Below are 12,573 nucleotides of genomic sequence, written 5' to 3' on the forward strand. Positions count from 1 at the left end.
AGATAAAATCTATGCCCGCCAAACCAACCCGTCAGTAGCCAAAGCGCGTAGGCTATGTAAACGTTATCACCCATTTTTAGCACCTTTTCGCCCAGCGGCGAAGCTCTGCCAGAGTATGAGCACGATCCCGACGTCGATCATAACGTCGGCGAGGTTAAATATCGCAAACTCAAACCACTTGTGCCAGTAGACGTAGTCCACGACGCCGCCGTGAACGAAACGGTCGAGCAAATTTGAGCTACCCGCGCCTAGGATTATACCTGCTCCCAGCGCGTGCTCCTCTAGGATTTCCTTTTTTTCGCCGTTTGCGCTCAAATTTGGCTCCGTTTTCGCCGCGGCCCGCGCGTCAAATTTACGCTTTAACCGCCAAAGCAGATAGCCGCAAACGCCCGCAATCAGCGCTAGCTGGATAAATTTGAGCCACTGCCCAAGAAACGCAAACATCGAAAACGCCACGCCTCGGTTGTAAGCAAGCACTAGCGAAAAGTACTCGCCCTGCCACGAAAAACCGCCCAAAAATATCTGTTTGACCGCCTGATCGAGTGCGAAAACGACGAAAAAAGCCGCGAAAAAAATGCCTAAAATTTTAGCCATTTAGTGCTTTTACGAAAAATTTTTCGACCTCATCCATGTGGGTTTTTAGCGCGTCGGCGCACTTGCCCTCGAGTAAAAGCCTGATGAGATTTTCGGTGCCAGAGTAGCGAAATAGCGAGCGGATGCCGTCTTTTGCGAGGCTTGCTTCAAGCTCTTTTAGTCCGGCGATGCTTTCAAGCGGCTTTTTCTCGGTTATCTTTAAATTTAGCAAAATTTGCGGATACGGTTTTATTTCGCTTAAAATTTCGCTCGCTTTTTTGCCTTTTTTTAGCACCAGTGCCGCAAACTGCAGCGCCGCCACGAGCCCGTCGCCTGTCTTTGCGTAGTCGCTAAATATGATGTGACCGCTCTGCTCGCCGCCAAAATTCGTGCCGTTTTCTTTCATCTTTTCAAGCACGTATTTGTCGCCGACGTTTGCGCGCAGGAGCTTGATTTTGTGGGATTTTAGGTAGTCTTCGAGCGCTGCGTTGCTCATCACCGTAGCCACGACCGCGCCGCCTTTTAGGGCTTTGTTTTCCTGTAAAAATGCTGCCATGACGCCTAGCAAACTATCGCCGTTTGCCACCTCGCCGCATTCATCGACGACCACGAGTCTGTCGGCATCGCCGTCAAACGCGAAGCCCAGATCGGCCCGTAATCGCACGACCTCGGAGGCTAAATTTTGCGGATAGAGCGCGCCGCAGTTTAGGTTTATGTTGCTGCCGTTTGGTTCGTCGTTTATGACGATGGTTTCAGCTCCTAGCTCGCTAAAGATAGTTGGAGCGACCCTATAAGCAGCGCCGTTTGCGACGTCTAAAACCACGCGTAGCCCGTGCAGGCTTAGGTTTTTAGGAAATGAGTTTTTGATCTGCACGATATAGCGACCGATGACGTCGTCGATGCGCTTTGCGGCGCCGATTTCGAGCATCTGTTTTTGCGATCTTTCTATGAGCGCGTCGTCAAAATAAATCTTTTCTATCTGCGCTTCGGCCTCTTCGCCCAGTTTATTGCCTTCGCTATCAAAAAATTTAATACCGTTATCGTAGTACGGGTTGTGCGAGGCGCTGATCATGATGCCCGCGTCGCAGCGCATATCTTCGGTGAGAAACGCGATCGCGGGAGTAGGCATCGGGCCGATCTGGCGGACGTTGTAGCCCACGGCCGTGAGCCCCGCGACGATGGCAGTCTCGATCATGTAGCCGCTTTTGCGCGTGTCTTTGCCTAGTAAAATAGTGTTTGTATGCGACGCAAACTGCCTAAAATATATCCCTGCAGCCATAGCAAGGCGCATGGATGTTGCGGCGGAGAGTTTTTCGCCCGCTTTGCCGCGGACGCCGTCGGTACCGAATAGTTTCATTATCTTTCCTTTTTTTAAAATTTCTACGGCCTTATCTCTTGAGTATATTTAAAAGGGCTAGCAAAAATAAATGCTCACGGACGACCAGTCCGCTCCGCTTTATTTTTGCGTCGCAACTTTTAAATCTATCTCAAGATATAAAGCCTTATCAACTTTTTGGGTGGCAAACACTGCGCTTTTAAATTTATGGTAAGATAAAATTTGCCCGCCAAATTCCATAAATTCATTAAATTTTCGACCTATTCTATCAAAAAATATCCAAATTTAAGTTGTAAATTTCCTCGCTTTAAATTTTACTTAAATTAAGCGGATTTTAAAACTGATTTTTATATAATCACGGACTAAAATTATGACAAAAGGGACATTATGGCAAACCATAAATCTTCTGAAAAAAGAGCCAGACAGACTATCAAAAGGACTGAAAGAAACAGATTTTACCGCACCAGGCTTAAAAATATCACTAAAGCCGTGCGCGTAGCCGTTGAGGCAGGCGATAAAGAAGCTGCGTTAAACGCGTTTAAAGTGGCAAACAAAGATTTCCACAGCTTCGTTAGTAAGGGCTTTTTGAAAAAACAAACAGCTTCTCGCCGCGTAGGACGCCTCGCAAAACTCGTAAACAAACTATCTGCTTAATCTAAATTTTAATGTTAGCCGACAAACTGCAGCCTTTTTTGGATCGCTACGACGAGCTCTCTCGTCTGCTTAGCGATCCGTCTATCACAAACGATATCGCAAATATGACCAAGCTCTCAAAAGAGCAATCAAATTTAGAAGATATCGCCTCGGCTGCAAAGTCCTATCTGCAAACTCTCGCAGATATCGAGGAAAATAAGGCTCTACTCGATGATGCCGAGCTTGGCGAACTAGCAAAAGACGAACTAAAAAATCTAGAATCCCAAAAAGAAAATCTCGAAGAAGAGATTAAAATTTTACTCCTTCCAAAAGATCCCAACGACGATAAAAACGTATTTTTAGAGATCCGTGCAGGTACGGGCGGAGACGAAGCGGCTCTTTTTGCGGGCGATTTGTTTAACGCCTATGCCAGATACGCCGAACTTCGCGGGTATAAATTTGAGATCGTAAGCCAAAGCGAAGGCAACACGGGCGGCTTTAAAGAGATTATTTTGCTGATAAAGGGCAAGGGTGCGTACTCAAGGCTCAAATTTGAGGGTGGCACTCACCGCGTCCAGCGCGTGCCAGAGACTGAAAGTCAGGGCCGCGTGCACACATCTGCAGTCACAGTCGCTATCATGCCCGAGGTCGAAGACAGCGAGATCGAGATAAATCCAAACGACCTTCGTATCGACGTTATGCGCAGCTCGGGCCACGGCGGACAGTCGGTAAATACGACCGACTCGGCGGTGCGCATCACTCATATCCCGACCGGTATCGTCGTCACGAACCAAGACGGCAAAAGCCAGCACAAAAACAAAGAAGCCGCGATGAAGGTGCTAAAAGCGCGCCTTTACGAGATCCAAGAAGAAGAGCGCCTAGCCAAAGAAACCAGCGAGCGCAAAAGTCAAGTCGGCACGGGCGACCGCTCGGGACGTATCCGCACATACAACTTCCCGCAAAACCGCATCAGCGACCACCGCATAAATTTGACGCTTTACCGCCTCGACGCGATAATGGCAGCTGGGCTTTTTGACGAGATAAGAGCCCAGAGGAGCCGCTGATTGCGCATTATCAAGCCGAAGCGATCTCGGACGCCGATTTGTAAATTTTAAAATTAACTCAAAATTTGGCATTTTTGACACGATATTTTCGTTAAATTTGGATGCAAATTTTGCTGCAGACGGAGTCGTCATGCAAGTTAAATTTGAGAACAACTTATCTTCGCGTTTTAGGTAAAAATCTCTGAAAAATAGTTGTCAATTCGGATCTGCTTTTTTAAATTTAGCGTTGGAAAATATCAAATAAAACTAAGTTGAAGTATGTAAACCGATAAAATTTGGTCGTCCATAACACATAAAATTTTCAAATTTATCCAACTAAAATTTATCAAATTCCCAGCCTACCGCACCGTCGATACGCAAAACAAAAACCGTCCGTCAAAGCCAAATTTAGCGCTCGAAATCGGGTTCTATAAAAATAGCAAAACCCGTAAATTTCTCAAATTTATAACCATAAACAAGGCGTCTAATTTATTGCAAGCGGCTTTGTAAAATTTGAGTGAAATTTTGTAGCAAATTACCCAAATTTAATAACTAGAAATAATTTAAAATTTCGCGCCGAAGCTAAAATTTAACCCCGCGCTCGCATTTTGCCGCACATTAAAGCTCGTTTTTATGCAGCCAAAAACAGCTTCACTTCGCTAGTTCAAGTATATTGCACGCGCGTTTGGAGCCAAGCTCGCAGGCCTTTTTGAGTCGCTCGCCCGATAGCTCAAAGCTTTGCTGCGCGACGTCGCCTTTTAGATAAAACACTGACTCTTCGTAGCAGCTCTCCACGCTCCCAGCGGCGCAAGCGTCTTTATAGATTGCAAAGGCTTTTGCGCCGTCCTTGTAGCCCGTTAATCCTTTGGCGTAAAACTCCGCAGCAAAGTAACAAGCCAGCGCGTCGCCGCCCGAGCAGCTTTTTTCTAGCGCGGCGAGCGTTTTTTCGCAGCTCGCGGCGTCGCCTTTATTTATGCAGGCATTTAGCCCGACCTCGTCTATCGCGGCGTTTGCGAGCGCAACCGCAGCGACGAGTATCCAAATTTTCCTCATTTTTTCTCTAGTTCCTTTAAATTTTTAAATCTATAAATCCCATTTTTCACTCGCTCGAAAATTTTGCGATTTTCAAGCAGCTTGATAGTCTGCGTGACGGTGGGCTTGCTAGCATCAGTCCGCTCGCAGATATCTAAAATTTTAACGGTTATGAAGCCGTTTTCGTCTGCATTTTGGGCTAAAAACAAGATGATCTCCATCTTTTTCTCGCCCAAAATTTGACCGAAAATCTCCCTCTCTAACTCCGTCATCGCGCTAAATTTACTTGTATTCTAGCAGTTTAAAGTATTTTTTCGCGACGGGATCGAGAAAAAAGGCATCGTATTTATCGCCCGGATCCTGCCCCATAAGTTCCGGTCTCATGTTGTATTTATACATTTCTCGACCTTTTTCATTTTCGTCTTCGTGGTATACGTAAAACGCGCCGTCTAGGGCGACTTGCCCAAATTTACATTTTTTGTTTCCCTCTTCTTCGTCAGGCCATTCGTATTCCCATTTGTATATCTGCCCAAAATTTGAATTTCCGACTTTTAAAAATATATTTTTGAGATGATTGCTGTTAGGCTCGTCCAGCATTAGTTCGCCGTATTCAATGCCTGTGTTTACATCTCCGTTATATCCTTCGCCAAAGTCGTAATTTTTTCCTTCGTAGGTTATTTTGCTGCCGTCCGCCATAACGAAATTTTCGCTCAAATGGCTATAGTTTTCGTCCTCTTTACGCTTGCTTGCCTCGGCTTCTAAGTATTGCATACTGTTTTCATTGACGCAGTAGCTGAGTTTTAGCTTTACGATATCGTTTTTATTCTTTTTTAAAAACGATTTTAACGCGTGCATAGACTTGACGTCTGACAAAAATATCTTGGCAGTATCTATCTCTTTCGCACCCAAAAACGCGGCAAGCGCAAGCGATAAAACGATGATTTTTTTCATTTTTTACTCCTTAAAATGATCCTAATTTTACTAAATTTTAGCTTATTTTACGGCTCTTGCGATACAATACGCCAAATTTAACAAAGGATAAAATTTGAAGTTAATCAGCTGGAACGTAAACGGGCTGCGCGCGGTTGCCGCCAAAGACGGCTTTGCTTGGCTAGAGCAGCATAGACCCGATTTTTTGGGCCTTCAGGAGATCAAGGTGCGCGAGAGCGACGTGCCCGCCGAGATTTACAAACTTGGATTTAATGAAATCAGCGTAAATTCGGCAGCCAGAGCGGGGTATTCCGGCGTGATGAGCCTGGCTAAATTTAGCTCCGTTACGCAAAAAGCGGCGTTTTTTGACGACGACGAGGGGCGGGTTTTGGAGCATAGATTCGGCAACGTCGTACTTTTTAACATCTACTTTCCAAACGGGCAAAAAGACGAGACGCGCCTAGCCTACAAGATGGACTTTTACGCTAAATTTCTAGCCTACATCCAGGAGCTCGTAAAACAGGGCAAGGACGTGATATTTTGCGGCGACGTGAACACCGCGCACCGCGAGATCGACCTCAAAAATCCAAAAGCAAACGCCAAAACCTCGGGCTTTTTGCCTATCGAGCGCGCGTGGCTGGACGAGGTCGTCGCACGCGGCTTTATCGACACCTTTCGGCACGTACGTGGCGACATCGCGGACGCGTATTCGTGGTGGAGCTACCGTTTTAACGCCCGCGCTAAAAACGTCGGCTGGAGGATCGATTATTTTTTCATTTCGGCAAGCCTCAAAGACCGCCTAAAAGACGCCTTTATCCTAAGCGATATCACGGGCTCCGATCACTGCCCAGTCGGCATAGAGATCGATCTGGACGGACTTTGCTAAAAGAAATCTCGCTTTATTTTGCGGCAGCGTTTTTTGAGATTTTGGGCTGCTTTGGCTTTTGGGCGTATTTTAGGCTGGGCAAAAGCGCGCTGTTTTTGGGGCTCGGCGGTGCGTCACTCGCGGCGTTTGCTTATATTTTGACGCGGGCAAATTTAGATTTCGCTGGGCGTGCTTACGCCGTTTACGGCGGTATCTACATCGTCTCGTCGCTGCTTTGGCTGCATTTTGTAGAAAAACAAGCCTTTACCAAATGGGACTTAATCGGCGGCGCGATTTGCTTGCTTGGCGCTTGCGTGGTGCTTTACGGCGGCAGGGGTTAAATTTGACCTAAATTTTATGCTTGTTTTTATGCTGCGAGCGAGATTTTGGGTTGAATTTGATTCGCCACATTTTTATTTACAATTTGGCTTAAGAACAGCGTTTTGATTTCTAAATTTGAGCACAAAGTATTAAATTTAGCTCAAAAACCCATGATCTAAAAGGTGCGTGATTAGGATTTTAAAACCTAGTGCGATGAGGATCGCGCCGCCTAAAATCAGCGCCTTTTGCTCCAAAAACTCTCCCGCGAATTTACCGACGTAAAACGCCGCGACGCTAAGCGTAAAGCACACTATCCCGATCACGGCGGCGCTAAAGTAGATATCCGCAGCCGTAAAGCTCAGCGTCACGCCCACGGCTAGCGCGTCAATGCTGGTGGCAAATCCGCCCGAAAGTAGCATCTTCGTATCAAGGCTCACGGCCTGCGCGAGCTCGTTTCTACAGGCCTCGCGGATCATTTTTACGCCCAAAAAGCCCAAAATCGCAAACGCGATAAAATGATCGATCTGCGCGATAAATCTCGCAAACGTCGCGCCCAAAAAGTAGCCCGCAAGCGGCATCGCCGCCTGAAAAAATCCAAAAACAAACGCGATAAATAAAATCTTTGATAGCGCGAGATTGCGGTATTTTGCGCCGTTTGCGATGCTAAGCGCCGCCGCGTCCATAGCAAGCGCGATAGAGAGAAGTAAAAGCTCCATTTCGTCCTTTCAAAAAGGCTAATTTTAGCTTAAAATTTACTTCTTGCGGCTAATCTCGCTCAAATTTACATCCAAATTTGACACTCTAAATCGCCCGCCGCAAAGACGAACGGGGCTTATAAATTTGCGCTTAAATTTAATCCTTAAATCGCGGTTCAAATTTGGGATTTAAATTTGTAAATTTAGCCCTTAGCGCCGTAAAATGCGGGTAAATTCGCCCTAAAAAGGCCCAAATTTACCCGTTTAAAAGCTGAAATTTAATATCATAACCGCCGAATTTTACTTTAAGGAAAAACGATGAAGAAAAGTTTGATCTTATGCGCTATTTTACTCGCAGCTTCGGCGCACGCGGCAGGCTGGCAGGACGCGCTAAATAAAGAGACGCTAAATCAAGGCGCGCAGATACTGGGCGCGGCAAACTCGGGCGACTACAAAAGCGCGGTTAGCTCGGTTCTAAACGCCGCCGTTAAGGAGCTATCAAACGGGGGATTTCTAAATAACGCCACGGCTAAAATCCCGCTGCCAAAGAGCCTAGAAACGGCGGCAAATTTGGCTAAAAAAGTGGGCGGCGAAAAGTGGGCGAACGAGCTAGTAACCTCGATAAACAACGCTGCAAGCGCGGCCGTGCCGGGGGCTGCAGACGTATTTTCGGGCGTGATAAAAAACATGAGCGACGCGGACGTGAAAAAGGTGCTAGAAGGCGGCAAGGACAGCTTTACGAAGTTTTTGCAACAAAACTCGAGCGAGAAACTGCAAGCCGTGTTTAAGCCGATCATCACCAAAATGATGAGCGATAATACCTTTGCCACGGCGTACAACGGGCTAAATTCGTTCGTCGCGGGCAGCGCGCTGGCAAAATCAGATACCGCAAAGCAGCTAAAAGGTATCGCTACTAGCATGGGCGCGGGCGAATACATCCCGCAAGAGGACGAGGATCTAAACGGCTATATCACGCGCAAGACGCTAGACGGGCTATTTAACGTGATGAGCGAGAAAGAAAGCTCGCTGCGAGGCGGCGCCGTGGAGCAGGGCACGAAAATCCTGCAGGGAATTTTTAAGTAAAAATAAGGGAGAATAGTGAAAAATAGTTTGGAATTTCGCGCCGACGTAGGCATGATATTTGTTGCGATAGTCTTTGGTCTAGGCTATCTGCCCACCTCGTTAGCGCTTGCGACTAACGGCGTTTTTGGCGTTTTGTTTTGGAGATTTTTGCTAGCGGCGATCATAGCCGGGGCGATATTTTATAAAAAGCTAAAAGACATAAGCGCACCTGATATAAAATCGGGCGTGATCTTGGGTCTGTTTTTGTTCGCGGGATTTGTCAGCCAGACTTTTGCGTTTAAGTACGCCGACACCTCGTCCGTAGCCTTTATCATTGGGCTAAACGTGGCTTTGGTGCCTTTTATCGCGGCGGGGCTTTTTAGGCATAAAATTTACTCTTACGCGTATGTGGGCGTGGCGTTTGCGGTGGCGGGGCTTTATATGATAGGCGATACGAAGGTGGGCTTTGGGCTGGGCGAAATTTTGGCTCTGGTTTGCGCGTGCGCCTACTCTTTTCACATCGTACTAACAAACCGCTTGGTGCAAAAATGCAACCTCGTAAATATGGTTTATTTTGAAATTTTAACCCTAGTCGCGCTTTGTTTTGCAGCTATTTTGGTTTTTGAGGACGCTAAAATCGCGCCCGTCACGGACAAGGCGTTTATCATAGCGATGCTAGTCGTGGGCGTGCTGGGTACGGCGTTTGCGTTTTTCGCGCAGGCGCTTATGCAAAAATTTACCACGCCCGTTAAAACGGCGATATTTTTCACCCTCGAGCCCGTAACCGCAGGAGCGATGGGGTATTTCGTCGGCGCAGAGGACATCAGCGCGTACAGGCTTTGCGGCGCGGCGCTCATCTTGGTCGGAGTTTTGATTAGCGAGATAGGCAGCTACCTGCGCGCTAAAAAGGAAAATTTAGCTTAAATTTCGGCGGGTTTTGCTTGTCGTTTCGTTCAAAGCACCGACCCGCCGTAAAATCAAATTTATCAAATCGCCGCCAAATTTACTCTCGCGGCGATTTTATTCCATTTAAATTTATCTCCGTTTGCCAGCTAGCAAGGCGGCGGCGACTCTCAAATTTGACGCGATAAAGCCCGAATTTAGAGAAATTGCGTTAAATTTGCCCCTTAAATTTAGCTAAAGAAATCAGATGAAAAAATCAACCGAATTTAAGGCCGACCTCGCGCTGTTCGTGATCGCGGTGGTCTGGGGCGTGACATTTTTGCCGATGGCGCAGACGCTAAAGACAAACGGCGTTTTTACGCTTTTGTTTTGGCGATTTTTGATCGCGGCCGCGCTGATGTCGCTAATAAGCCTCAAATTTACGCGCAAGATCGATCCTAATTCGCTAAGATTCGGCGCATTTTTAGGCGCGCTTTTGTTTGCGGCCTTTACGCTTCAGACCTTCGCTCTCAAATACGCTCCAAGCTCCACCGTCGCCTTTATCACAGGTCTAAACGCCGTGTTTACGCCATTTATCGCGCTTGCGTTTTTCGGACAAAAGGTCGTAGTTTATGCCTTTATCGGCGCGTTTTTGTCGGCGGCGGGGCTTTATTTTCTAACGGGCAGCGAGCTTGGTTTTGGCGCGGGAGAGGCGCTTAGCGTCGTTTGCGCGCTGGGCTTTGCGCTGCATATCATTTTCACGGGCGTTTTGGTGCGCAGGTGCGAGCTATACTGGATGGTGAGCGCGCAGTTTGCGGTCGTGGCGGCGCTTTGTTTCGTTGCGGCGCAGTTTTTCGAGCCTCGCGGCGTCGTACCCGTTTTGGACGAGGCGTTTTTCGTTGCAGTCGCGGTAACGTCGGTGTTTGCGACGGTTTTGGCGTTTTTCGTGCAGACGGCGGCGCAGCGCTACACGACGCCCGTTAAAACCTCGCTCATATTTACCTTTGAGCCCGTGAGTGCGGGGATAGTGGGGTATTTTTTTGGCGGCGAGATACTAAGCGGCGTGCAGATAGCAGGAGCCGGCCTCATACTCTTTGGCATCGTCGTTAGCGAGGTGGGCAGCTACTATAAAAACAAAAAATTGCGGGGAAATTTGAGCTAGCGGCTTTTGCATGCTTAAATACGGGGCGGCCGAATTTTACGGTTAAATTTAAGGTTTTAACGGCGAGTTTGAGTGCCAAATTTTGCTCAAATTCGGGCACATCGAAAGCGAAATTTGACGTGCACGGCCCAAACTCAGGTTTAAAATTAAAAATTTCGGCGTAAATTTGACCGCGCAAAGGAAGGAAAAAAAATGAACGAGGATAAAAATTTAGCGGCACCAAAGTGGATAGAGCTTAATGCCGACGAGAAAATTTTGTGCGAATTTGAGCTCGCGCATACCGTTCACAAAGAAGTTAGGATGGCGCTTTGTCTTTTGATACTGCTTTTATACGCGGGCGACAAGGTTTTGACATAGGTGCTCTTTGGTTTGCTATGACGGCGGGCTGCGCATTTTTATTTTGCCTTTTTGCACGACAAAGCGTAAAGACCGCCAAAGCAAAAAAAATTATACGTCACGAATAAGCGTTTTATAACGCAGCGCGATACAGTTGGTATCGGCGACGTGTATTTTAGGTATCTCGAGACTAGCGGCGGCGATATCATAGCCTTTAAAACCCAGATTTATTTTTATGAAAATAAAAGATTTTTATTTTATTGCGTTGTGGACAAGGAAAGCGACGAATATAAAAATTTGATAAAAACGATATACGATATTTCAAAAAATGAGCATATTTTATGGGAAAGACTGCCTTATTTTGTAAATCGAAAGCTAGTTAATCCCTAAATTTAGCCAAATTTGAGAGCGCCGCGCAGTCTGTCGCCTGTGGGCTCACAAGCCAAATTTGATCAAATTTAACTCTAAAACGCCGAATCTACCGCCTTTTTACCGCCGTAAATATAAAAAAACAAACCGAAGCGATGAGAATAATGCTAGCACCGCTGGTTAAATTCGCCTCAAAGCTCAGCCACAGCCCGCTCACGCAAAACGCGGCCGAGATGAGTGCGGCGTTTAGCATCATCGTGCCCAGGCGGCTTGATATAGCGCCCGCGATATACGGCGGGATCGTGAGTAGCGCGATAACCAGTATGAGTCCGACCGCGCGTATCGTCATCACGACGCTTAGCGCCATCATGCACGTTAGCGCGTAGTATAGTAGCGTCGTGTGCACGCCGCGAAGACGCGCAAACTCCGCGTCAAAGCTAAGTGCTTCAAACTGGCGGTAAAATAGCGCGATGGACGCAAGTATGACGCAGTTTGCAACCGCCATGAAAACAAGATCGCCCTGCGGTACGGCCAAAATAGAGCCGAAAAGATAGCTCATTAGATCGACGTTATAGCCCGGCGCCAGGTCGGTTAGGATGATGCCAAACGCCATGCCAAACGCCCACAGCGCGCCAATAACCGAGTCCATCTTGCTTTTGTCTTTGAGCGTTATCGTAGCGATGAGTAGCGCCAAAAATAGCGAAAACAGACTCGCACCCAGCAGCGGTTCGAGCGAAAAATAAAACGCGATACCAAGCCCGCCGTATGCGCCGTGAGCGATGCCGCCCGCAATGAAAACCATGCGGTTTATGACCGTGAGCGTGCCGATCACACCGCAAGCGATGCTAACGAGGATGCCCGCCAGCAGGGCGTTTTGCATAAAATTTAAGCTAAGAGCTTCTAGCATTTGTTTCCTTTTTTACTTTTTTTCGGCGCTTTTTGATGTTACTCGGCGAAACCCGCACCGCGAAAATGCTAAATTTGGTTTGGTTAAATTTAGCGTCGCGCATAAATTTAATTTTCTTGTTAAGGGGGAAGGGCTTAAATTGCGCTCTGCTTTGCAGCTCTCAAAGAGAATGCAGGCACAAGGCTAGCATAGCGAAGCAAAAGAGCTCCCTTTTTCTTTTTTTTGGGAGGCGGAAGGGGTTTCTACTTACGAAGCGCCCCTTCCGCCCCCAAACCCCCACCAACCCCACTGCACGTGAGAGGTTGCTGCACTGCGTGCAGGTTTAAATTTGATGCTATCGCGTCGCGTGTTTTTTAGTTTAACATTTTTGCGATGCAGGTCTAGGTGACTCAAATTTATAAATTTAGCTTCAAATTTGAGTGCAAAA

Annotated in this window: 15 protein-coding genes and 1 pseudogene; 8 read left to right on the forward strand and 8 right to left on the reverse strand. The window is 47.2% G+C overall.

What is annotated here, in order from left to right:
- From Q0200_RS11970 to glmM, 3 genes are all read right to left on the reverse strand, one after another.
- A partial coding sequence (locus Q0200_RS11970; protein ID WP_366118640.1) for an NINE protein occupies positions 1-74 on the reverse strand: 74 nt, incomplete at its 3' end.
- A complete protein-coding gene (locus Q0200_RS10225; RefSeq protein WP_297940906.1) occupies positions 67-594 on the reverse strand; it encodes a signal peptidase II in 528 nt (175 codons plus the stop codon). The genes Q0200_RS10225 and Q0200_RS11970, both read right to left, overlap by 8 nt.
- Positions 587-1,930, reverse strand: a complete 1,344-nt coding sequence (glmM, locus tag Q0200_RS10230; protein WP_297940908.1) for a phosphoglucosamine mutase — start codon at positions 1,928-1,930, stop codon at positions 587-589. The genes Q0200_RS10225 and glmM overlap by 8 nt, the downstream gene beginning before the upstream one ends.
- Before the next feature lie 366 nt (positions 1,931-2,296).
- Between glmM and rpsT the strand changes: the two genes are divergently transcribed.
- The gene (gene rpsT, locus Q0200_RS10235; protein WP_002949506.1) at positions 2,297-2,563 is read left to right on the forward strand and encodes a 30S ribosomal protein S20; all 267 of its coding nucleotides are present in this window, start codon (positions 2,297-2,299) and stop codon (positions 2,561-2,563) included.
- A gap of 11 nt (positions 2,564-2,574) precedes the next feature.
- Positions 2,575-3,650: pseudogene (gene prfA / locus Q0200_RS10240) on the forward strand (peptide chain release factor 1).
- Positions 3,651-4,236: 586 nt separating this feature from the next.
- On the opposite strand, the gene Q0200_RS10245 reads toward prfA, so the two are convergent.
- From Q0200_RS10245 to Q0200_RS10255, 3 genes are read right to left on the reverse strand one after another with little or no spacing between them, the layout of a single operon-like run.
- Entirely contained in the window at positions 4,237-4,638 is a 402-nt protein-coding gene (locus Q0200_RS10245; protein ID WP_297940909.1) for a sel1 repeat family protein, read from the reverse strand.
- Entirely contained in the window at positions 4,635-4,889 is a 255-nt protein-coding gene (locus Q0200_RS10250) for a helix-turn-helix domain-containing protein (protein ID WP_297940911.1), read from the reverse strand. Before Q0200_RS10250 ends, Q0200_RS10245 begins: the two co-directional genes overlap by 4 nt.
- Positions 4,890-4,899: 10 nt before the next feature.
- A complete protein-coding gene (locus Q0200_RS10255; protein ID WP_297940913.1) occupies positions 4,900-5,568 on the reverse strand; it encodes a hypothetical protein in 669 nt (222 codons plus the stop codon).
- Positions 5,569-5,662: 94 nt separating this feature from the next.
- Between Q0200_RS10255 and Q0200_RS10260 the strand changes: the two genes are divergently transcribed.
- A complete protein-coding gene (locus Q0200_RS10260; protein WP_297940915.1) occupies positions 5,663-6,433 on the forward strand; it encodes an exodeoxyribonuclease III in 771 nt (256 codons plus the stop codon).
- The gene (locus Q0200_RS10265; RefSeq protein ID WP_297940917.1) at positions 6,427-6,753 is read left to right on the forward strand and encodes a YnfA family protein; all 327 of its coding nucleotides are present in this window, start codon (positions 6,427-6,429) and stop codon (positions 6,751-6,753) included. Before Q0200_RS10260 ends, Q0200_RS10265 begins: the two co-directional genes overlap by 7 nt.
- 135 nt (positions 6,754-6,888) lie before the next feature.
- On the opposite strand, the gene Q0200_RS10270 is transcribed toward Q0200_RS10265, so the two are convergent.
- The gene (locus Q0200_RS10270; RefSeq protein ID WP_297940919.1) at positions 6,889-7,449 is read right to left on the reverse strand and encodes a manganese efflux pump MntP family protein; all 561 of its coding nucleotides are present in this window, start codon (positions 7,447-7,449) and stop codon (positions 6,889-6,891) included.
- A 297-nt stretch (positions 7,450-7,746) separates the two neighbouring features.
- On the opposite strand from Q0200_RS10270, the gene Q0200_RS10275 reads away from it, so the two are divergent.
- The 4 genes from Q0200_RS10275 (at position 7,747) to Q0200_RS10290 (ending at position 10,891) form a co-directional block, all read left to right on the forward strand.
- Positions 7,747-8,511, forward strand: a complete 765-nt coding sequence (locus tag Q0200_RS10275) for a DUF4197 domain-containing protein (RefSeq protein ID WP_297940921.1) — start codon at positions 7,747-7,749, stop codon at positions 8,509-8,511.
- Positions 8,512-8,526: 15 nt separating this feature from the next.
- Complete coding sequence (locus tag Q0200_RS10280) at positions 8,527-9,414, forward strand: DMT family transporter (RefSeq protein WP_297940923.1); 888 nt, start codon at positions 8,527-8,529, stop codon at positions 9,412-9,414.
- 226 nt (positions 9,415-9,640) lie between these two features.
- The gene (locus Q0200_RS10285; RefSeq protein WP_297940925.1) at positions 9,641-10,534 is read left to right on the forward strand and encodes a DMT family transporter; all 894 of its coding nucleotides are present in this window, start codon (positions 9,641-9,643) and stop codon (positions 10,532-10,534) included.
- A 192-nt stretch (positions 10,535-10,726) separates the two neighbouring features.
- Entirely contained in the window at positions 10,727-10,891 is a 165-nt protein-coding gene (locus Q0200_RS10290) for a hypothetical protein (RefSeq protein WP_297940927.1), read from the forward strand.
- Between the two features lie 457 nt (positions 10,892-11,348).
- On the opposite strand, the gene Q0200_RS10295 is transcribed toward Q0200_RS10290, so the two are convergent.
- A complete protein-coding gene (locus Q0200_RS10295; RefSeq protein WP_297940929.1) occupies positions 11,349-12,146 on the reverse strand; it encodes a metal ABC transporter permease in 798 nt (265 codons plus the stop codon).
- Positions 12,147-12,573 lie beyond the last annotated feature (427 nt).

This window comes from uncultured Campylobacter sp., from assembly GCF_938045225.1.
In the GTDB taxonomy this organism is placed as follows: Bacteria; Campylobacterota; Campylobacteria; order Campylobacterales; family Campylobacteraceae; genus Campylobacter_A.